This is a genomic window from Mesorhizobium sp. M0060 (assembly GCF_040323155.1).
Lineage (GTDB): Bacteria > Pseudomonadota > Alphaproteobacteria > Rhizobiales > Rhizobiaceae > Mesorhizobium.
Window position 1 is genome coordinate 195,653 of record NZ_JAMYUP010000004.1, and the last position, 18,342, is coordinate 213,994.

General features: G+C 61.9%; 20 protein-coding genes and 1 tRNA gene. 9 read left to right on the forward strand and 12 right to left on the reverse strand.

Features of this window, described 5'->3' with window-relative positions; translation table 11 throughout:
• Positions 1 to 21: 21 nt before the first annotated feature.
• Positions 22 to 378: a hypothetical protein gene (locus tag NKJ94_RS06465; RefSeq protein ID WP_352523698.1), complete on the reverse strand. Its 357-nt coding sequence runs from the start codon at positions 376 to 378 to the stop codon at positions 22 to 24.
• Between the two features lie 197 nt (positions 379 to 575).
• On the opposite strand from NKJ94_RS06465, the gene NKJ94_RS06470 reads away from it, so the two are divergent.
• Positions 576 to 1,301 (forward strand): hypothetical protein, encoded by a 726-nt coding sequence (locus tag NKJ94_RS06470; protein WP_352523700.1) that lies wholly within the window; start codon positions 576 to 578, stop codon positions 1,299 to 1,301.
• 51 nt (positions 1,302 to 1,352) lie between these two features.
• Here the strand turns inward: NKJ94_RS06470 and NKJ94_RS06475 are convergent, their stop codons facing one another.
• Both NKJ94_RS06475 and moaA read right to left on the reverse strand, forming a co-directional pair.
• Positions 1,353 to 1,829 carry a hypothetical protein gene (locus tag NKJ94_RS06475; RefSeq protein ID WP_352523702.1) on the reverse strand — a complete coding sequence of 159 codons (477 nt, stop codon included), beginning with the start codon at positions 1,827 to 1,829 and terminating at the stop codon, positions 1,353 to 1,355.
• 55 nt (positions 1,830 to 1,884) lie between these two features.
• Entirely contained in the window at positions 1,885 to 2,880 is a 996-nt protein-coding gene (moaA, locus tag NKJ94_RS06480) for a GTP 3',8-cyclase MoaA (RefSeq protein ID WP_352523704.1), read from the reverse strand.
• Between the two features lie 199 nt (positions 2,881 to 3,079).
• Between moaA and NKJ94_RS06485 the strand changes: the two genes are divergently transcribed.
• Positions 3,080 to 3,433: a gamma-butyrobetaine hydroxylase family protein gene (locus NKJ94_RS06485; RefSeq protein WP_352523705.1), complete on the forward strand. Its 354-nt coding sequence runs from the start codon at positions 3,080 to 3,082 to the stop codon at positions 3,431 to 3,433.
• A 23-nt stretch (positions 3,434 to 3,456) separates the two neighbouring features.
• On the opposite strand, the gene NKJ94_RS06490 is transcribed toward NKJ94_RS06485, so the two are convergent.
• Complete coding sequence (locus NKJ94_RS06490) at positions 3,457 to 3,957, reverse strand: nuclear transport factor 2 family protein (protein ID WP_352523706.1); 501 nt, start codon at positions 3,955 to 3,957, stop codon at positions 3,457 to 3,459.
• 87 nt (positions 3,958 to 4,044) lie between these two features.
• Between NKJ94_RS06490 and NKJ94_RS06495 the strand changes: the two genes are divergently transcribed.
• Positions 4,045 to 4,656 (forward strand): pyridoxamine 5'-phosphate oxidase family protein, encoded by a 612-nt coding sequence (locus NKJ94_RS06495; RefSeq protein ID WP_352523708.1) that lies wholly within the window; start codon positions 4,045 to 4,047, stop codon positions 4,654 to 4,656.
• A gap of 44 nt (positions 4,657 to 4,700) precedes the next feature.
• Here NKJ94_RS06495 and NKJ94_RS06500 read toward each other — a convergent pair whose 3' ends face one another.
• On the reverse strand, positions 4,701 to 5,153 hold the full coding sequence (locus tag NKJ94_RS06500; RefSeq protein ID WP_352523710.1) for a MarR family winged helix-turn-helix transcriptional regulator: 453 nt from the start codon (positions 5,151 to 5,153) through the stop codon (positions 4,701 to 4,703).
• Between the two features lie 47 nt (positions 5,154 to 5,200).
• On the opposite strand from NKJ94_RS06500, the gene NKJ94_RS06505 reads away from it, so the two are divergent.
• A complete protein-coding gene (locus NKJ94_RS06505) occupies positions 5,201 to 6,109 on the forward strand; it encodes an alpha/beta hydrolase (protein ID WP_352523712.1) in 909 nt (302 codons plus the stop codon).
• Between the two features lie 35 nt (positions 6,110 to 6,144).
• Here the strand turns inward: NKJ94_RS06505 and NKJ94_RS06510 are convergent, their stop codons facing one another.
• On the reverse strand, positions 6,145 to 6,759 hold the full coding sequence (locus NKJ94_RS06510; RefSeq protein WP_352523714.1) for a TetR/AcrR family transcriptional regulator: 615 nt from the start codon (positions 6,757 to 6,759) through the stop codon (positions 6,145 to 6,147).
• 98 nt (positions 6,760 to 6,857) lie between these two features.
• Here NKJ94_RS06510 and NKJ94_RS06515 point away from each other — a divergent pair, with 98 nt between their 5' ends.
• Entirely contained in the window at positions 6,858 to 7,604 is a 747-nt protein-coding gene (locus NKJ94_RS06515) for a 3-oxoacyl-ACP reductase family protein (protein ID WP_352523716.1), read from the forward strand.
• Positions 7,605 to 7,830: 226 nt separating this feature from the next.
• Complete coding sequence (locus NKJ94_RS06520) at positions 7,831 to 9,723, forward strand: L,D-transpeptidase family protein (protein WP_352523718.1); 1,893 nt, start codon at positions 7,831 to 7,833, stop codon at positions 9,721 to 9,723.
• 9 nt (positions 9,724 to 9,732) lie between these two features.
• On the opposite strand, the gene NKJ94_RS06525 is transcribed toward NKJ94_RS06520, so the two are convergent.
• The 4 genes from NKJ94_RS06525 to NKJ94_RS06540 form a co-directional block, all read right to left on the reverse strand.
• Entirely contained in the window at positions 9,733 to 10,209 is a 477-nt protein-coding gene (locus tag NKJ94_RS06525; protein WP_352523719.1) for a hypothetical protein, read from the reverse strand.
• A 115-nt stretch (positions 10,210 to 10,324) separates the two neighbouring features.
• On the reverse strand, positions 10,325 to 10,576 hold the full coding sequence (locus NKJ94_RS06530; protein WP_352523721.1) for a PepSY domain-containing protein: 252 nt from the start codon (positions 10,574 to 10,576) through the stop codon (positions 10,325 to 10,327).
• Between the two features lie 128 nt (positions 10,577 to 10,704).
• Positions 10,705 to 10,779 (reverse strand) — tRNA-Val (locus NKJ94_RS06535).
• A gap of 102 nt (positions 10,780 to 10,881) precedes the next feature.
• Positions 10,882 to 11,565, reverse strand: coding sequence for a phosphoglycolate phosphatase (locus NKJ94_RS06540; protein ID WP_352523722.1), 684 nt, complete (start codon positions 11,563 to 11,565; stop codon positions 10,882 to 10,884).
• Positions 11,566 to 11,709: 144 nt separating this feature from the next.
• Here NKJ94_RS06540 and rpiA point away from each other — a divergent pair, with 144 nt between their 5' ends.
• The 3 genes from rpiA to gor all read left to right on the forward strand — a co-directional run bounded on the left by rpiA (position 11,710) and on the right by gor (position 14,512).
• Positions 11,710 to 12,441, forward strand: coding sequence for a ribose-5-phosphate isomerase RpiA (gene rpiA / locus NKJ94_RS06545; RefSeq protein ID WP_352523724.1), 732 nt, complete (start codon positions 11,710 to 11,712; stop codon positions 12,439 to 12,441).
• On the forward strand, positions 12,428 to 13,006 hold the full coding sequence (locus NKJ94_RS06550; protein WP_352523726.1) for a DUF2059 domain-containing protein: 579 nt from the start codon (positions 12,428 to 12,430) through the stop codon (positions 13,004 to 13,006). Before rpiA ends, NKJ94_RS06550 begins: the two co-directional genes overlap by 14 nt.
• Before the next feature lie 117 nt (positions 13,007 to 13,123).
• Positions 13,124 to 14,512 carry a glutathione-disulfide reductase gene (gor, locus tag NKJ94_RS06555; protein WP_352523728.1) on the forward strand — a complete coding sequence of 463 codons (1,389 nt, stop codon included), beginning with the start codon at positions 13,124 to 13,126 and terminating at the stop codon, positions 14,510 to 14,512.
• 57 nt (positions 14,513 to 14,569) lie between these two features.
• Here gor and mgtE read toward each other — a convergent pair whose 3' ends face one another.
• On the reverse strand, positions 14,570 to 15,934 hold the full coding sequence (gene mgtE, locus NKJ94_RS06560) for a magnesium transporter (RefSeq protein WP_352523729.1): 1,365 nt from the start codon (positions 15,932 to 15,934) through the stop codon (positions 14,570 to 14,572).
• 279 nt (positions 15,935 to 16,213) lie between these two features.
• On the reverse strand, positions 16,214 to 18,103 hold the full coding sequence (locus NKJ94_RS06565; RefSeq protein WP_352523731.1) for an ABC transporter ATP-binding protein/permease: 1,890 nt from the start codon (positions 18,101 to 18,103) through the stop codon (positions 16,214 to 16,216).
• Between the last annotated feature and the right edge of the window lie 239 nt (positions 18,104 to 18,342).

Sequence of the window (18,342 nt, forward strand, 5' to 3'; positions counted from 1 at the left end):
CCCTCGCAAGAGCGGCAGGGCTTATTTGGGCGTCAGTACCTCGGTGCCGTTGCCTTCCTTGCCGGCAATCGTCCACAGGCCCTGCAGCGAGCCGTCTTCCTGCACCTTGTAGACGACAAGGCCAACCGCCTTGCCCATGACATAGCCGGCGGAGAACGCATCGTCGTTGCGCATGCAGATGCCGTCCGAGGAAGAGCCGCCTGTCTCCCAATGGATTGTGCAGGTCGTCTCGCTGGTCAGCGTGATGGTTGCGTCGCCGCCATAGGACGATCCATCGAAGTTGGTGCCGGCAACGGCATAGGTGCCGCCGATCGACTGGGCCGCCGCGGGCAGAGCCGCGAGGCTGAGCAATGCGAGAGAAAGAATGAGTTTGCGCATGTCGTATTCCCCCACTTGAGCGAAGAACCGCTCCAGAACAGAGGCTAGGCCTGAACAGGCGCGCGGTAAATCCGGCAACCGTTTGCGGACAAGACTTTTTCTGGGTGTGCCGCCGAAAGGTGCCGTTTTAAAAGGGCGGCTTTGGAGGGCAAATCGATCACGCTGCGGCTCCAGGAAATTTTTCGACGAGATCAAATTTGCTCGGCAAGATTCACCAAATTAGTCATTGTAGGCTTCTGATCTTATCTGGGAGGTGGTCCATGATGAATGCACGAGGCAATGCAGGCAGGCTTGGCGCGGGCAGCAGGCGGCATGTTTCGTCGCTATTCCGATGCTCTTCTGCGCTGGCGGTTATCCTCATGGCGACTGCACCTGCGTTCGCCGAGAACGGCGCTTCGGCGTCGGCAGTCGAACGGATGTCCACGCCGGGTCCCGAAGCGGATGAGCTCTCTCGCCGCGTCGGCAAATGGAACGTCGTCAACACGATCTGGCCAACGCCCGGCGCCCAGCCGATCGTGATGACCGGGCTGGTGGCCGAGCGCACGATGATCGGCCCCTTCATGCAAGAGGTGATGCGTCCGGGGCCTGGCTCGAAAATCCCAGACTTCCAGCGGATAGCTTATTTGAGCTATGACCGGGTGGAGGGCCGCTGGAAATATGTTTCCATGGACACGCGTTTCCCGGCGGGGATCATGCCCGCCTGGAGTTTTGGTGGTGAGCAGGACGGCAAGATTTCACTGCTGTTCGAGCCGCTTGGTTTCGTCGGGTTCGGGCCCGAGGTCGAAGGGCGGTTCACGGCCTCCGATTTCATCATTTCCAGGGATGGCGACAACCACGAGGTGGCCGAGCAGCACTTCCTCCAGGCCAATGGTAGCGGCAAGAAATGGCTCGCCGTGCAGTACAATTACACACGTCAGCCGTAATTCATCAGCAAAAACAATAGGCTGCGAACACGTCGAGACGGGGCCGGATGCTCACGGTCCCCTGAGGCTGCCGGCGATAGCACCGACGAGCGGGTCGTATTTCGATTTCAGGGCTGGCGGGTATTCGATCCAGACCGTGCGGATGACACCATCTTTTCCGAACAGGCGGCGTTCGTAGAAGATGTTCTCGCCTTTGATGCCCGACAGCACCGCCCAGTCCTTGCTGGTCTTGCTGTAGGTGATCTTGTAGCCAGGTTCCCTGCTGGCTTGCTCGGCGGAGACGAAAGCTTTCGGGGTGTCATCATCGATATTGAACATGCCCGAACAGATCAGGCTGGCGCCATCGGCGGTGAGCCACTGTTGTCCATCGCCATTGTCCGGCTCAGGCTGGCGAAGAGTGAAGATTTCATCCGGAAAGGTGCAGACAGTACCGAAGCGCTCGTTCGTATAGGTGAATGGCGCGGCAACTACTTCCGTCACCGCAACAGCCATCAAAGACGCCAAGGATAGAGAAGAAAAAAGCTTCATGCGATGCCACGTTAGTCGATGACCGAGGGCGATCTTGCACGAAATCGGCGAAAAATCAGCCGCCGGTGACGCTCATGTGCCGCGACACCGACGGGCGGTTGGTGCGGCGATCGATGATGAAATCATGGCCTTTCGGCTTGCGGCCGATTGCCTCGTCGATGGCGTCGGCGACCAGCTCGTTGCCTTCGGACGCACGCAGCGGTGCGCGCAGGTCTGCGGCATCTTCCTGGCCGAGGCACATATAAAGCGTGCCGGTACAGGTCAGCCGGACCCGATTGCAGCTTTCGCAGAAATTATGTGTCATCGGTGTGATGAAGCCCAGCCGCCCGCCGGTTTCGGCGACATGGACGTAGCGGGCCGGGCCACCGGTCTTGTAGGGAATATCGCTCAGCGTGAACTGGCGCTCGAGTGCTGCACGCAGTAGCGACAGCGGCAAATACTGGTCGGTGCGATCGGCATCAATCTCGCCCATCGGCATGGTTTCGATGACCGTCAGATCCATGCCACGGCCATGCGCCCAGCGCAGCATTTCCGGCAATTCGGCGTCATTGAAGTCCTTCAAGGCCACCGCGTTGAGTTTTACCTTCAGCCCCGCCGCCTGCGCGGCGTCGATGCCGTCCATGACCTTGTCCAGATTGCCCCATCGGGTGATCTGGCGGAATTTGTCGGCATCGAGGATATCGAGCGAAACGTTAATGCGCTTGACGCCGCAGTCGGCGAGCTCGGCGGCAAAGCGCGAAAGCTGCGATCCGTTGGTGGTCAGCGTCAGCTCTTCCAGCGCACCGCTCTCGAGATGCCGGGAAAGCTGGCGCAACAGATGCATGATGTTCTTGCGCACCAGCGGCTCACCACCGGTGAGGCGGAGCTTGCGCACGCCCTTTTCGATGAAGACCGTGCAAAGCCGGTCGAGCTCTTCCAGCGACAGCAGGTCCTTCTTTGGCAGGAAGGTCATGTCCTCTGCCATGCAATAGGTGCAGCGAAAATCGCAGCGGTCGGTGACCGACACGCGCAGGTAGGTGATCGTGCGACCGAAAGGATCGATCATATCCATGCTTATGCGCTTCCCGTGGCCGTGAACGGCTTCGTTATATATGGCTATGTGATACGAGCCAACTTGCCATTCAAGATAGAAGCTCGCAATCTTCGGCAACATTCCCCAGCCGACAGATCATGTCGGAAGTTTCCATGCGGCCTTTTCCCTCGACGCGAAGCGGCGTAGGGAAGGACGGTTCTCCGCAGGATCCACCACCATGACAGCGCCAAAGGAACTCAGGGTCTCGAAGGACCGCAAGCTGCTTTCTGTGACCTTTCCGGGCCATCAGCCGTTCGAATTGCCGGCCGAGCTTCTGCGCGTCGCTTCGCCATCGGCCGAGGTGCAGGGCCATTCGCCCGAACAGCGCGTCACCGTTCCCGGCAAGCGCAACGTCACGATCCTGAAGATCGAGCCGGTCGGCAATTATGCCGTGCGCATCACCTTCGACGATTTCCACGACACCGGCATCTTCACCTGGAATTACCTGCATACGCTGGGTCATGAGAAGGACGCACGCTGGGCCGCCTATCTCGCCGAGCTGGAAGAGAAGGGGCTGAGCCGCGATCGTTGAATGGTTCCCGCGGACGCTTCCGGTCAACGCAGGATCGCCAGTATCTCGCCGGTGTCGTGATAAAACGGCGTGCCTTCGATCAGCCGGTCATCCTTGAAGCGCAAGACTTCGGCAAACGGCTGTTTGATGGTTGCACCATTGGCCCGCGATGTCAGCGAAAGCGTGCAACTCATGAACACCATGTCATCGTTTTGGGCGGTCTGAAGGTCCTCCACCGCCACGTCGCTCCAGATTTCCCGCATCTTGCGGAAAAGGGCGCCAATGCCGTCGAGGCCGTTCCAGTCACCGGCATAGGGCAGGGACTGCGGCTCATGCACGACAATCTCGGCATGGAATGCGCTGGCAAGCATATCGAGGCTCTCCGACCCTGATTGCAGGAAACGCATTTCAACATTGAACATGTTTTCAATAAGTCCCATGGCGGTGCGTCGCCGGTCGAGCGGTTTATCCATTTTCGGTTCTCCGTATCCGTCAGCACGATCGTGCAGGTAAGCGGTTTGCTCTTGTTCGCGTTCCCTCGACACCCGTTTCCTGATGACGACAAACGGGCATCGTGTCGTGAAAACGTCATGCATCTGGAGTAGCGCCGGCAAAGGTTTGGAGACGAAAACATGTCTATGATCACCAGCGTCGAACAGCTCGAAGCGCTCTATGGCCTGCCCGGCGAGGCGTCGGTGGTCAAGGAACTCGACCAGCTGATTCCCGAATACGCCGCCTTCATCGAAGCTTCGCCGTTTGCTGCGCTCGCAACCTGCGGGCCGGAAGGGCTGGACTGCTCGCCGCGCGGCGATCTCGCCGGCTTCGTCCGCATCCACGATCCGAAAACGCTGATGATGCCGGACCGGCGCGGCAACAACCGTGCCGATTCGCTGAGGAACATCCTTCGCGATCCGCGCGTCGCGCTTCTGTTCCTGGTACCGGGTTCCGGCACGACGCTGCGCGTCAATGGCCGCGCCCGCATCACCATAGATCCCGAACTCTGCGCCTCGTTCGCAGTCGAGGGCAAGCCGGCGCGCTCGGTGGCGGTCGTCGAGATCGATGCGGTTTATTTCCAATGCGCCCGCGCCATCCACCGGTCGGAACTGTGGAATCCGGCAAGGCATGTCGACCCGAGATCGCTGCCGACCCCCGGACAGATCCTCGAGATCACCAGCCGCAAGAACATCGACGGCGAGGTCTACGACAAGGAATGGCCGGAGCGCGCGAAAAAATCGATGTGGTGAAGGAATTTGGTGGTAAGGGAATTTGGTGGTGAAGCACTGGGCCGTCAGGCCGTCTTCAACACCTCGGCAACTCTACGCATCTGTTCGCCGATCATGTCGCATTGTTCCAGCGTCGACTGGCTCATCGCCTTCTCGATCAGCGCCATATGGACCTTCAGCGCTTGCATCAGCAATGCCTCGCCGGCCCCGGTCAGCGTCAGTCGCAGCACGCGCTTGTCCTTCTCGTCGCCTTCGCGGCGCAGCAGGCCGCGGGTCTCCAGTTGCGGCAAAAGCATGGTGACATTGGAGCGGCCGACCAGCAGGCGGCGGGCGAGATCGTGCTGCGACATGCCGGGATGGCGGTAAAGGTTCATCAGCACATCGAGCTGCGCCGGCTTCAAGTCGAGCGGCGCGAGCTTCACCGCCAGGGTGCGTTCCAGCACGTGGCAGGCGCGCGCCACCGCGACCCAGTTGCGAAAACGCGGGTTATCCCAGGGCAGGTCTTGCTTAATGTTCATGTTTGAACTATTATGTTCATGCTTGAACCAATGGATGGATCGCCACTATGGCATCATTTGGACTGAAGGTCATCCGCGGCACGTTCGGCGTGGCCGAGCATGTGGCGCCGCGACTCACCGGGCGCGCCGCATTCGAGCTGTTCTGCCGCACGCCGCACGAGAAGAGCCTGAGCGAAGGCGAGCGCCGCGCAATCGATCGCGCCGCCGATTTCATGACCGAAGCGCGCCATCATCGGCTGAAGACCAGAACCGGCTGCGTCATGGTGCATGAATTCCGGCCCGAGCCGGGCAGGGCGGCTGCCGGCACCGTGCTCGTCATCCACGGCTGGCGTTCGCGCACCGAATACATGCGCACGCTGATCGAAGCCTATCGCGATGCCGGCTACAAGGTGGTCTCGCTCGATCTGCCGGGCCACGGCCAGTCGCAGGGCCGCCGGCTTACCCTGGTCAGTGCGGTCGATGCGGCACGGGTTGCCGGCGAATGGTTCGGCCCGTTTACCGCCATCGTCGGCCATTCCTTTGGTGGTGCCGTCGCCGCCAATGCCGTCGCCGGTTCGATCAGAAACATCCCGCCACTGGCGGCCGGGCGGCTGGTGCTTATCGCCGCGCCGAGCTCCCTGCCTGCGATCTTTGCTGATTTCAGCCGCATGCTGAATGTCGGCTCGCGCTCGCAGGTCGCCATGGCCGACCGGGTCGAGCGCATCGCCGGCCGGCCGCTGCACGAATTCACCGGTGACCGCCAGCTCGCAAGCACGCCGCTGCCGACGCTGGTGATCCACGCGCCGGACGACCGCGAAGTGTCCGCCGATCATGCAATGCTCTACGCGCACGCCGGTGAGCATGTGCGGCTTCACTGGGCCGACGGGCTCGGCCACCGCCGCATTCTCGCCGACAAGGGTGTGGTGGAGCGCGCCGTTGGCTTCGTTGCAGGGCGGCGGGAGCCGTCTCTGCAGTGACCTGAATATCTGTTCTTGTCTGCCGGGTTCGACCGTCACGCCGCCCCGGTTCCGGCCATCGCCTTCCAAGCCGCCATTGCCCCGGCCACGGTCGCCAGAAGAGCTGCACGCGACGCACCGTCGCGCGCCTGGATCGACATGCCGTGCTGCACAGTCGCGTAGAAGGTCGCGGCCGTGCGGAAGTCGAAATCGACCGGCAATTCTCCCTCGAGCACGCCACGCTCGAGCCGTCTCAGCAAGGCTTCGCGGTTTTCGGCGCGGCGACGGCGCAGATCATCGCAGATGGCGCCGCGGCTTGAATCCTGGTGCAAAGCGCCGAGCGCGATCAGGCAGCCTTGCGGACGACCGGTCTGCGAATAGGCCTTGGCCGTCTGGCGCAGGAATCGCTCGACCGCCTGGCGCGCCGTCGGCGCCTTTTCCAGCGCGGACCAGATCTCGGTTCCCTCGACCCGCGTGTAAAACTCGGTTGCCTCGAGGAACAGCGCTTCCTTGCTGCCGAAGGCGGCATAGAGGCTGGGTGAGTTGATGCCCATTGCAGCGGTCAGGTCGCTTATCGACGCGCCCTCATAACCCTTGGCCCAAAACACTTCCATTGCACGCCGCAAGGCGGCGGTTCGATCGAAGGTGCGGGGACGGCCTCGTTCCGGCATGGCATTCTTTCTGTGTTGATCGATACATAATTCAGTTGACGTGGTTCAGCAAGGCTGGCAGATATTTATGTATCAATCACTACAAAATGGAGAAGCAAATGTCATCCAGGAGTTTGAACGGCAAGGCCGCCCTGGTCACCGGCGGCAGCCGCGGTATCGGCGCGGCGATCGCACGAAGGCTCGCGGCCGACGGCGCAGGCGTGGCGATCACCTATGTGAATGGCGAGAAAAGGGCGCTCGCGGTGGTCGGGGAAATCGAGGCGGCCGGCGGTCGGGCCTTTGCCATCAAGGCCGACAATCGCGATGCTGCCGCGATCGAGGCAGCAGTCAATGAGGCAGTAAAAGCCTTCGGACGGCTCGACATCCTCGTCAACAGCGCCGGCATCTGGCGCGCTGCTCCGGTCGATGCCCTGTCGCTAGCCGACTTCGATGAGACGATGGAGGTCAACCTCAGAGCCCCGTTCGTCGCCACCAAGGCGGCAGCAGCGCATATGGGCGAGGGTGGCCGGATCATCTCGATCGGCAGCAATCTGGCCGAGCGTGCCACCGATGCCGGCCTGAGCGCCTATTCGGCCAGCAAGGCTGCCTTGGTTGGCCTGACCAAGGCCTTTGCACGCGATCTCGGTCCGCGCGGCATCACCGCCAATGTCGTCCATCCGGGGTCGACCGATACCGACATGAATCCGGCAGTCGGCCCGCACGCCGAGCATCAGCGCCAGAAGATGGCGATGCCTCGCTTCGGCACGGCCGATGAGATCGCCGGCATGGTCGCGTGGCTTGCCGGCCCCGAAGGGCGCTTCGTGACCGGCGCGGCACTCACCATCGATGGTGGCGCCAACGCCTGACGCCTGCGCCGCGCGTTCTTCGTCGTTTCATGGGGCCGAAGCGGAAATGCAACCGCTTCGGCCCTACGACGTTGTGAAACTGTTCTGCAACAGACGTTCCGAAATTCATGGAAGCTTAACGAAATCGGTATGAATCAGTATAGTCACGCCTTACATCCGCCATGCGGTGGGCGAGACCGTCGAAGTGGTGCGGAACGGGATCCGGTTCAACCGGAGCGGGTGATCCATGAAACTCCTTGGAAACAAAGCAACCGTGCTGCCATTTGCGATGGCCGCGGCAATGCTGGCCTTCGGTGCGCCGCAGGCTGAAGCGCAAGGGTTCTTCGACATGCTTTTCGGCGGCAGCGTCAAGCACGGGCGGCCGAAAGGTGATTTTCCGCCGCCACCGTCAAAGTACAAACCGAAGCCAAAGGTGCCGGCCGGTAGCGGTGGTGGTGCGGCGCAAATCAGCAGCCCGTCCTATTACACCTACAAGAGCGATCCGCTGGTGCGCGTCGATTTTTCGGCACTGGCGGCAGCGCCTGAACCGGCAACGCCGCAGGATGCCGCGTTTGAGCCGGCGGCCACCGGGGCTGCATTCTGCGAAGCCATTGCCGGGCTCGACGGCTATGACCTCTACGCCGAGAAGGACATCGCCAAGGCGCTGATCGCCTATTACTCAGCCAATCCGGATTTCATATGGGTGACGGGAACCAGTCCCAACAGCCGCGCCCAGGATGCCGTGCGGGTGCTGGGCGAGGCCGCGAGCTACGGCCTGACGCCTGCCGACTACACCGTCGAAGTTCCGGCAGCAGGCACATCGGGCACTGCCGATGAACGCCTGAAAGAGCTGGTCCGCTTCGAGATGGCGCTGTCGGCGCGCGTTCTGCGCTACGCCCGTGACGCACAAAGCGGCCGCGTCGATCCCAACCGCATGACCGGCTACTATGATTTTCCGCCGAAGCCGCTCGACATGGAAGGGGTGTTGAAGACGCTGGCCCATACCCAGCAAGTGCGCACCTACCTCGAATCGCGGCATCCACAGAATGCCGAGTATCAGGCGCTGCGGGTCGAACTGGAAGCGCTCCAGGCCAGCGCCGAAAATGAAGTTGTCGTCGATCCCAATCTGCTGTTGAAGCCGGGGCAGACCAGCCCCGAGCTGCCGAAGCTTTTGACAAAGATCGCGCGCAATCTCGATGACGAGATGGGCGGCGCCTATGGCGAGGTGCTGGCAAGGCTCGCCACCAGCGAGGTCTACGATCCGGAGCTGGTGCCGGTGATCAAGGCGGTGCAGAAACGGGCCGGCATGAAAGGCGACGGTGTCATCGGGCCGCGTACGGTTGCATCGTTGGCTGGAACGTCCAAAGCCGACAAGATTCAGAAGGTTCGGGTTGCGCTCGAAGAGTTGCGCTGGCTGCCTTCCGACCTCGGCAGCCCGCGCGTCTTCATCAACCAGCCGGCTTTCACCGCGAGTTATATCGACGATGGCGAGGAGAAGCTGAAGACCCGTGCCGTCGTAGGCAGGCCCACCAACCAGACTGCTTTCTTCTATGATCAGATCGAGCAGGTCGACTTCCATCCCTATTGGGGCGTGCCGCAGTCGATCCTGGTCAACGAGATGCTGCCGCGGCTGCGCCGGGATCCGGGCTATCTCGACCGCGCCGGCTATGAGGTGGTGAATGCGCGCGGCAAGCGCATTCCCTCCTCCTCGGTCAATTGGGGTGCCTACGGCGCAAAGATACCCTACGGCGTGCGCCAGCTGCCGAGCGAGGCCAATGCGCTGGGGGAGCTGAAGATATTGTTCCCCAACAAGCACGCAATCTATATGCACGACACGCCGCAGAAGTCGTTTTTCCAGCGCGACATGCGCGCGCTCAGCCATGGGTGCGTGCGCTTGCAGGATCCGCGCGGCATGGCGGCTGCCGTGCTCGGCACCTCGGTCGACTACATCGAGGACCGACTGAAGCACGGACATTCGACCGAGGACGTGACACGCAAGATCCCGGTCTATGTCGCCTATTTCACCGCATGGCCGGACCTGTCCGGCAACGTCGAATATTTCAACGACGTCTACGGCCGTGACACACGGCTGCAGCAGGCGCTCGACAGCACGGAAGCAGTGCGTTCGCCGGCTAGCTGAGAGAAGGTTCTAGCGCTGAAAGAGCGGGCGACGGAAGCCGGCTTCGCGTCCGGCGATCAGCCAATACACTAGGCCGGCGACAACGCCTGCCGCGGCAATGATGCAGATATCGGCCCAGCGCTCCGGGTTCGTGTCATCAGGTACACTGGGCCAGATCAGGGCGAAACCGGCCACCGCAGCCGCGGCGCCGAAGATCATATGCAGCCAAAAACTGCGCAGCGAGAAAAACTCGGCAATTAGCGCGAAGATCAGCGTCTGCAGGGCGGTCAGCACGATCGTCAGAAAATAGATAAACATGCCGAGCGGCGGCAACAGCAGCACCGCGACGGGTGTGACGCCCATGACGTCGAAATAATTCGGCGCATTCGGCAGCGAGATCAGCCCGCCATAGATCGCCGCCACCGCGATCAGCCCGACCAATACCGCAATGAAATAACCCGCGAGCATCATCAGAACGCGTTTCGATACGTGCTTTACTGTCGCCATGCCTATCCCCCATGACAGAAGCGCAGTCAGCCATCAAAGATGCCTTGGCGCAAGAGGATGTGGAAAGCCGGCGCTCAAGGCGCCGTGCTTCGGTGCGGACCGTTGGCGGACAGCACTATTCCGGCTGGGCTGTCACCGGATCGTAGGTGATTTCGACCTTCGCCTTGTCGTTCGTGTAATAGATGACGGTGTAGGCGCCGCTGTCCCAATCGACCTCCTTGATGTAGCGGAAATCGTCGCGCTGCTCGACCTTGGCGATGATTTCCGACAGCTTCTTGGCATTCTGTGGCGGCACCGGATTTTCGTCCGCGGCAAAGGCCGATCCGCCGACAAGCAGCACGGCGGCCGCCAAAACAAGTCTGGACATGGCTTTCCCTCACATTTCGATGAGCAGAAACTCGTTTCCAGGCAGGTTTGTTCCAGGGTCTGGAATGGCGCCCTATCGCGGCGATGCGCTGTATTGCGGTCAGACAGAGAAATAGCGGGGAGTGAGAATGGTGGGCGATGCAGGGATTGAACCTGCGACCCCACCCGTGTGAAGGGTGTGCTCTCCCGCTGAGCTAATCGCCCGCTCGTTGCCCGAAGGCCAAGCGCGCCGCGATATAAGGGAGGCCGGCCTGCGAAGTCAACCACTTGTCGGTCGGCATCTGGCGGTCTGGACCATGGCCGGCTTCAGTCTTCTGCCGCGGCCATCAGCCTTTGTACCAGATCGAGCGTCAGCGAATCGAAATGCGAGATCACCGCCGACGGTTCGAACTCTCGCACATGACGGTCGGTGTAGCCGAAATCGACTGCCACCACCGGAATCCCGGCGGCCTTTGCCGTGTCGATGTCGGTCTGCGAATCACCGACCATCAGTGCGCGATGCGGGTCGCCGCCGGCGCGCGCGATGGTCAGAGTGAGATGGCGCGGGTCTGGCTTGCGGAACGGAAAACTGTCCTGGCCGCAGATCGCCGCGAAATGCCTGGTCATGCCGAGTGCCTCGATCAGCGCCACCGAATTGGCCTCGTATTTATTGGTGCAGATGGCCAGCAGGTAACCGGCCGCCTCGAACCGTGCGATCGCCTCGGGGACGCCGGGGTAGGGGCGCGATTTGCCGGGGATGTTAACGGTGTAATGGTCCAGAAACAGCTTTAGCAGGCGGTCGTGCTCCTCCACTGCCAGCGACCTGTGCTGCGCTGCGTGGGCGCGCTCGATCATCACCCGGCCGCCATGGCCGACGAAGCGCTTGAAGCCAGCTTCGTCGACGGCCGCGAGCTGACTGGCGGCAAGGCTGTGGTTGAGACTGTCGAGCAGGTCCGGCGCCGTGTCGATCAGCGTCCCGTCGAGGTCGAACACGATGATCGGTCGGGTCATGGCCTGTCCTGTGACGATTTGATTGCCGGCAGGCGATAACTGCTGCGGCCCGTTCAGGCAAGCCGGCTTATCCACCGCGGGCAAGGTCCTTTGACCAGCCCGGCAAAAATGCTACGAGCGCCGGAACAAATCGCGGGACCCGGCATGGATGCGAGGCAATTGAAGGTTGAGGCCGCGCGGGCAGCGCTTGCCCATGTCACGGATGGCATGCGGCTCGGCATCGGCACCGGCACGACAGCGGATGAGTTCGTGCGGCTGCTCGCCGACAAGGTCGCCACCGGCCTGACTGTCATCGGCGTGCCGACCTCGGAGCGCACCGCCGTCCTTTGCACCGAGCTTGGTGTGCCGCTGTCGACGCTCGAGGAAACGCCGGAGCTCGACCTCACCATCGACGGCGCCGACGAGATCGATCCGGCTCTGACGTTGGTCAAGGGCGGCGGCGGCGCGCTGCTGCGCGAAAAGATCGTCGCGGCGGCCTCCGCCCGCATGATCGTCATCGCCGACAGCTCCAAGATGGTCGAGATGATCGGCCGTTTTCCGCTGCCCATCGAAGTCAACCGGTTTGGCCTGCGCGCCACCGAAATTGCGGTTGGCGCGACGGCTGCAAACCTTGGCCTTTCCGGCCCTGTTACATTGAGGATGACGGGGAGCCAGCCATTTGTTACAGACGGCGGCCATTTTATCCTCGATGCATCTTTTGGCCGCATTCCGGATACAAGAGCGCTTTCGAATGCTCTCCACGCCATTCCGGGCGTGGTTGAGCATGGTCTTTTCATCGGGCTGGCATCAACGGCCATCATAGCCGGCGGCGACGGCATCCAAACCGTCCATGTCGCCCGAAAATCAGGGAGTTTTACCGATCATGATGTTGCATAACCGGGTTGGCCGCTTTTTTGCCATTCTGGCGGCCTCGGCCGTTTTCGCGTTTTCGTCGCCGGCATTCTCGCAGGACGTCACCGACGCCCATCTGAAGGCGGCGCGCGCCGCGGTCGCGGCGATCCATGCGACGGATACGTTCGACAACATCCTGCCGCAAGCGGCGGCGGCGCTCGAGCAGCAGCTGATCCAGAAGAACCCGGACATGCAGGAACTGATCGCCAAGACCATCAACGAGAAGGCAATGGGCTTGGCATCGCGCCGCGCCGACCTGGAAAAGGAAGCAGCGCTCGCCTATGCAAAAGTCTTCTCGGAAAAGGAACTCACTGAAATCGCCGCCTTCTACAATTCCGATGCCGGCAAGAAGCTGCTCGACAACGGCCCGATCGTGACGCGCGAGCTGGTGAAGGCTGCCGAAATCTGGCAGAACGGCCTGGCTCGCGATCTCGCCCAGCAGGTCGGCGAGACCCTGGGTGCAGCGGCGAATGCCAAGGCGCCGGCTGCACCTGCCGACGGTACCGCTCCGGCCGATGGCGCAGCTCCCGCGGACGCCACACCGAATTGATCGCGGACTTCCGAGCGGCCTGACCGCCACTAGACCAGAAAGCCCGGTGAGTCCGGGCTTTTCTTTTGGTGGCTGGCAGCCTACCTGTCTCGTTGTTTGAGGGGCAGGAGCTCAGCCATGGCCGGTTACGACTACGATCTTTTCGTCATCGGCGGCGGCTCCGGCGGGGTGAGGGCGGCGCGCGTCGCGGCAGCACTCGGCAAGCGGGTCGGCATCGCCGAGGAATACCGCTATGGCGGCACCTGCGTGATCCGCGGCTGCGTGCCGAAAAAGCTCTATGTCTACGCCTCGCAATTCCCCGAGCATTTCGCCGACGCCGCCGGCTATGGCTGGACGGTGCCTGAGGCGCGTTTCGACTGGCCGACGCTGGTCGCCAACAAGGACCGCGAAATCAGCCGGCTGGAGGCCATCTACCAGAACAATGTGCAGGGCGCCGGCGGCGAAGTCTTTCACTCGCGCGCCGTGCTGGTCGATCCGCATGTGGTGCATCTTCTCGGTGAGGATCGCACCGTTACCGCCGACCAGATCCTGATCGCTACCGGCGGGCGCCCGGCACCGCATCCCGCATTGCCCGGCCATGAGCACTGCATCTTCTCCAACGAAGCCTTCGACCTCAAGGAACTGCCGAAGGCGATCATGATCGAGGGCGGCGGCTATATCGCGGTCGAATTCGCCAACATCTTTCATGGCCTTGGCGTCGACACCACGCTGGTCTACCGCGGCAAGGAGATCCTCAGCCGCTTCGACATGGACCTCAGACGCATGCTGCACGAAACGATGGAAAAGAAGGGGATAAAAATCCTCTGCCACGCGGTGTCTGAGTGGGTTAGGAAGCGGCCCGACGGCCGGCTCGACGCGCTTGTCACCGGCGGCACCGTGCTGACGGTCGACCAGGTCATGCTCGCCATCGGCCGCATTCCCAACACCGAGAACATGGGCCTGGAGGGCGTCGGCATCGAGATGACCAAGACCGGGGCAATCCACGTCAACGAATACTCCCGCACCAATATCGACAACATCTGGGCGATCGGTGACGTCACCCACCGCGTGCAATTGACGCCGGTGGCAATCCACGAGGCGATGTGCTTCGTCGAGACCGCCTTCAAGGACAATCCGACGGCGCCCGACCACGACACGATCGCTACCGCGGTCTTTTCGCAGCCCGAGATCGGCACGGTCGGCCTGTCGGAGGATGAGGCGGCAAAACGCTTTTCGGATCTCGAAATCTACCGCGCCACCTTCCGGCCGATGCGGCATACGCTTTCCGGCCGCGACGAAAAGATGCTGATGAAGCTGGTCGTCGACAGCGCCTCGAAAAGAGTCCTCGGCGCCCATATCCTCGGGCCGGATGCCGGCGAAATGGCGCAGCTTCTCGGCATACCGCTGAAGGCCGGGCTGACCAAGGATGATTTCGATCGTACCATGGCGGTGCATCCGACCGCGGCGGAAGAACTCGTCACCATGTACAAGCCGACTTACCGGGTGAGAGATGGTGAGCGCGTCTGACGCGACAAGAACCCATCGCGGCAACGAGATTGCCGCGATGGAAGCGCGTGAGTTTTTTTACAGCAGCGTTCCGCGCAGGATCACCAACGCCACCGAAAAATAAATCACCAGCCCGGCGACATCGACCAGCGTGGCGACGAACGGAGCCGACGCGCTGGCCGGGTCGAAGCCGATGCGCTTCAGGGCGAACGGCAGCATCGATCCCGACAGCGAGCCGAAGGTGACGATGCCGACTAGCGTGGCGCCGATCGTCATGGCGATCAGCGGCCAGTGCGGGCCGTAGTCGTAGAAGCCGAGATACTGCCAGAGCGCGATGCGGCAGACGCCGACTACGCCAAGGATCGAGCCAAGCACCAGGCCGGTGGGCAGCTCGCGCAGGGCCACCCGCCACCAGTCGCCAAGGCCGATCTCGCGCAGCGCCAGCGCCCGGATGACGAGCGAGGTCGCCTGCGAACCGGAATTGCCGCCGGAGCTCATGATCAATGGAATGAACAGGGTCAGCACGATCGCCTTTTCCAGCTCGCCCTCGTAGCTCTGCATCGCATTGGCGGTCAGCATCTCACTGACGAACAGCGCGCATAGCCAACCGGCGCGCTTCTGGATCATCGCCGGAAAGCTCATCTTCATGTAGGGCTCGTCCAGAGCTTCCATGCCGCCGAAACGATGCACGTCCTCCGTCGTTTCTTCGATCATCGTGTCGATGATATCGTCGATGGTGACGATGCCGAGGAGTTTGCCGTTGTCCACGACCGGAACGGCGAGCAAATCATATTTGGAGATCAGTTGGGCGACCTTCCCGCTGTCGGTCAGCGGCGAAACGGTGACAGGTGCGCGATCCGGCGCGATTGCCATGATCAACTCGTCGGGCTCACCTGCGATCAGACGGCGCAGGCTGGTCGAGCGCAACAGGACATGCGTTTGCGGATCGACGATGTAGATCGCGTAGACGGTTTCGCGCGTCCGCTCCACCTTGCGGATGTAATCCAGCGTGCGGGCCACGCTCCAGTCCGAGGGCACGCTGACATATTCGGTCGTCATGAGCGAGGCGGCGCTGCCCTCGGGGTAGCCGAGAATGGCAAGCAGCGTCGCGCGCAACGGCGGCGCGAGGCCGCCGAGTAATTCGGAACGAGCCGGTTCGTTCAGATCGCGCAGTATGTCGGCGGCGCGGTCGACCGACATGGCGGCAAGCAGTCTGCCTGCCTTGATGCGGGGTAGCGCCTCGACGAGTTCGGATGCGCCGTCGAGTTCAGGCTGGTCGAAGATCTCGACCAGCCGCTCGAACGGCACTTCGCAGAGCAGCTCCGATGCCGTCTCGCGGGGCTCCCGGTTCAGGGCCTCGACGATGTCGGCGACGTGTTCGTTGGCAAGCACGCGGGCGATGGCGATGGCATCGCCGCCCGCGACAGGGGAAAATTCGTTCATGGCTCACTCCTTGCCGTCCGGCAGGACGTGAGCCGGTCAGGTCACGTCAAGCGGACGGCGGTTGCGTTCGACTGTGACTGTCGCCAAGCATGGCGCGGTGACCTTTCTGCTCGCGGGTTCGGGTGAGATTCTGCAAGCCGGCGGAACATAGGAGCGCGCCTTGCCGAGTCAATCGCAAGAGCAGCTGAAAACAGCAGCAGACCGGCTGGATCGCGAGACTGTGATCGGGCTACGTGGCAGGCTGGCCTGGGGATGCCGGCAACGACAGTGGCGCCGCGGCTATCTCTGCTTCAGCCGGCGGGGAAAGCGCAGCCATTTGTCCTCGGCCGGCCGCGTTGGCTGCGTGAGGATGGTGGTGAGCTCGACCGGCAAGCTCGGAACCAGCGGCTTCTTGGTGGCGACGCCGTCGGCGATGGCAACCACGCTGTGGTAGAATTCGGTGCCCGCGAGCGATCTCGGCGGCGCCGCCTCGTGCATGATCGAGATCACGGTTGCGTCGGGGCAATTGTCCTTGATCGCCTGATGGAAGGCGATCTTTCCATCGGGATCGAGCGCGCCGGTGGCTTCATCGAGGAACAGCAATCCCGGCTGCTGCAGCACGATGCGGGCGACAACCAGCTTCTGTTTCTGCCCACCCGAGAGAACCTGATCCCAGATCTTTCCTTCACGGCTCTCATCGGCCAAATGCTCGATGAAATCGCCGAGGCCGGCCTTGTGCAGGGCGGATGCGACCTGCAGGTCGGCGTAATCATGCTCGGAACCGGGCAGGCAGACCAGTTGCTTCAGCGAGACCTGCTGCAGCTTGACTTCCTGGGCGGCGTAGAAACTCTTGACCCCTTCCGGGAAGACAATGGTGCCGCGGCCATAGGGCCACAGGCCGTTGATCGCCTTGATCAGCGAGGTCTTGCCGCAACCTGATTCGCCCTTCAGGAACGTCCACTCGCCGCGCCGGAAGCGCAAATTCGCGGCGCTCAGGAACGGTGATGCGTCCTCGCCCTGATGCGCCAGCTCGAGCTTCTGGATGGTCAGGCCGAACACCGGGTTCTGGCGGTCGTAGCGAAACTCGGAGCGGCCGGTCAGGCTGTAGAATTCCTGCGGGTGCTGGACGTTTTCGATGGCGTTTGCGAGTTCTGTGACGCGCTGGCTGTTGGCTCGCACCGCGGCTATGGCAGGCATAACATGTATGAACCATGAACATTGGCTGATCAGCGAGTTGACCATCTCGGAGCCGGTTATGTAGCCCTTGAGATCGAAACCGTTGTGGATGAAGGGAACAAGGCCTGGCCCGTAGGCCACGATGCGGGCACCGATGAAATTGTAGATCAGCTCGAACGAATTGTAGCCGGTGTTGACGATGTTCAGCCGCGCCCATGTGCGGTCAATGTCGACATAGCGCTGGCTGTGCACTGTCTTCTGCACATCCTCGCCCTGCGATGCGGCGACGTGAAAACTGCGGCGCAGGAACGTGATCAGCTCGCCGCGATAGCTGCCTTCGGCCTGCTGCATTCTAACGTTGAGCCGTTCCAGCAGCCTGCCCAGCTTGACCGCGATCCAGGTGTTCAACGGCACGTAGGTGGCGACCGCCAGAAAGGCGAGGACGGCGCTGCCATAGCTGCCAAGGAATTCCAGCCCTTTGACCTCTGCGGAGTGTGCAAGCAGTTGCTGGCCGACGAAATACAATGAAGTGGCAACGGCCAGAACCCCCATGGCGAGGCCGATGGCTCCGCCCGTCATATCCTTGATCGATTCTTGGATGCGCTGGTCGATATTGTCGGGAGCGGCGGCGCCTGACGAGCCATGCTGAGCGTGGAAATGCGTGTGATTGGCGTCAAGCAGGGCTTCGTTGAACTGGCTGTCCAGCCAGCCGCGCCATTTGCGATGCAACGTTGCGGATACCAGGCTGCGGATACCGGTAAAACCCGCATCCTTGAGCACGACCAGAAGGACAAGTATCCCGGCATTGGTCAGCAGTGTCTGAAGCGGGGTGGTGTTTGCGGCATCGTGGAAAAAGGCGATCGAGTTGACCAGCTCTCCGGACGCTACGGCAAACCAAACGCCTGACTTGCTGGAGAGCGCGGTGAGCAGCGCGATCACCAGGGTCAGCGTCCACGCTTCCATCCACCGGTCCGAGAACCAGTAGGCTCGCATCAGTCCCCAGAAGCTGCGCATCGACGATACGGGCGTCAGGGGCGACGGCCTTGCGGCACCGCGGAGCCATTTTTCCGATATTGAATGTCGCGTTGGTCTATCGACCCGAATCACTATCCCGCCCAAACGATTTTTCTTTTGTTACGCACAGTAACACCAATTGATCATTTTCCATTAGCTTTTCTCCAGCCGCAGGTGGATTGGCTCGCCGGCCGTTGCCGTCGAGCAACAGAATGAATGATCACGGCGCCATGCCATCA

Excerpts from the sequence above, each read along its gene's own strand:
- NKJ94_RS06510 (WP_352523714.1), bottom strand. The coding sequence starts at position 6,759 with ATGCCGGAACGAGGCCGTCCCCGCACCTTCGATCGAACCGCCGCCTTG.
- gor (WP_352523728.1), top strand. The coding sequence starts at position 13,124 with ATGGCCGGTTACGACTACGATCTTTTCGTCATCGGCGGCGGCTCCGGC.
- NKJ94_RS06505 (WP_352523712.1), top strand. The coding sequence starts at position 5,201 with ATGGCATCATTTGGACTGAAGGTCATCCGCGGCACGTTCGGCGTGGCC.
- NKJ94_RS06500 (WP_352523710.1), bottom strand. The coding sequence starts at position 5,153 with ATGAACATTAAGCAAGACCTGCCCTGGGATAACCCGCGTTTTCGCAAC.
- NKJ94_RS06565 (WP_352523731.1), bottom strand. The coding sequence starts at position 18,103 with ATGCGCAGCTTCTGGGGACTGATGCGAGCCTACTGGTTCTCGGACCGG.
- NKJ94_RS06525 (WP_352523719.1), bottom strand. The coding sequence starts at position 10,209 with ATGGCGACAGTAAAGCACGTATCGAAACGCGTTCTGATGATGCTCGCG.
- mgtE (WP_352523729.1), bottom strand. The coding sequence starts at position 15,934 with ATGAACGAATTTTCCCCTGTCGCGGGCGGCGATGCCATCGCCATCGCC.
- NKJ94_RS06530 (WP_352523721.1), bottom strand. The coding sequence starts at position 10,576 with ATGTCCAGACTTGTTTTGGCGGCCGCCGTGCTGCTTGTCGGCGGATCG.
- rpiA (WP_352523724.1), top strand. The coding sequence starts at position 11,710 with ATGGATGCGAGGCAATTGAAGGTTGAGGCCGCGCGGGCAGCGCTTGCC.
- NKJ94_RS06465 (WP_352523698.1), bottom strand. The coding sequence starts at position 378 with ATGCGCAAACTCATTCTTTCTCTCGCATTGCTCAGCCTCGCGGCTCTG.
- NKJ94_RS06495 (WP_352523708.1), top strand. The coding sequence starts at position 4,045 with ATGTCTATGATCACCAGCGTCGAACAGCTCGAAGCGCTCTATGGCCTG.
- moaA (WP_352523704.1), bottom strand. The coding sequence starts at position 2,880 with ATGGATATGATCGATCCTTTCGGTCGCACGATCACCTACCTGCGCGTG.
- NKJ94_RS06475 (WP_352523702.1), bottom strand. The coding sequence starts at position 1,829 with ATGAAGCTTTTTTCTTCTCTATCCTTGGCGTCTTTGATGGCTGTTGCG.
- NKJ94_RS06520 (WP_352523718.1), top strand. The coding sequence starts at position 7,831 with ATGAAACTCCTTGGAAACAAAGCAACCGTGCTGCCATTTGCGATGGCC.
- NKJ94_RS06540 (WP_352523722.1), bottom strand. The coding sequence starts at position 11,565 with ATGACCCGACCGATCATCGTGTTCGACCTCGACGGGACGCTGATCGAC.
- NKJ94_RS06485 (WP_352523705.1), top strand. The coding sequence starts at position 3,080 with ATGACAGCGCCAAAGGAACTCAGGGTCTCGAAGGACCGCAAGCTGCTT.
- NKJ94_RS06515 (WP_352523716.1), top strand. The coding sequence starts at position 6,858 with ATGTCATCCAGGAGTTTGAACGGCAAGGCCGCCCTGGTCACCGGCGGC.
- NKJ94_RS06550 (WP_352523726.1), top strand. The coding sequence starts at position 12,428 with ATGATGTTGCATAACCGGGTTGGCCGCTTTTTTGCCATTCTGGCGGCC.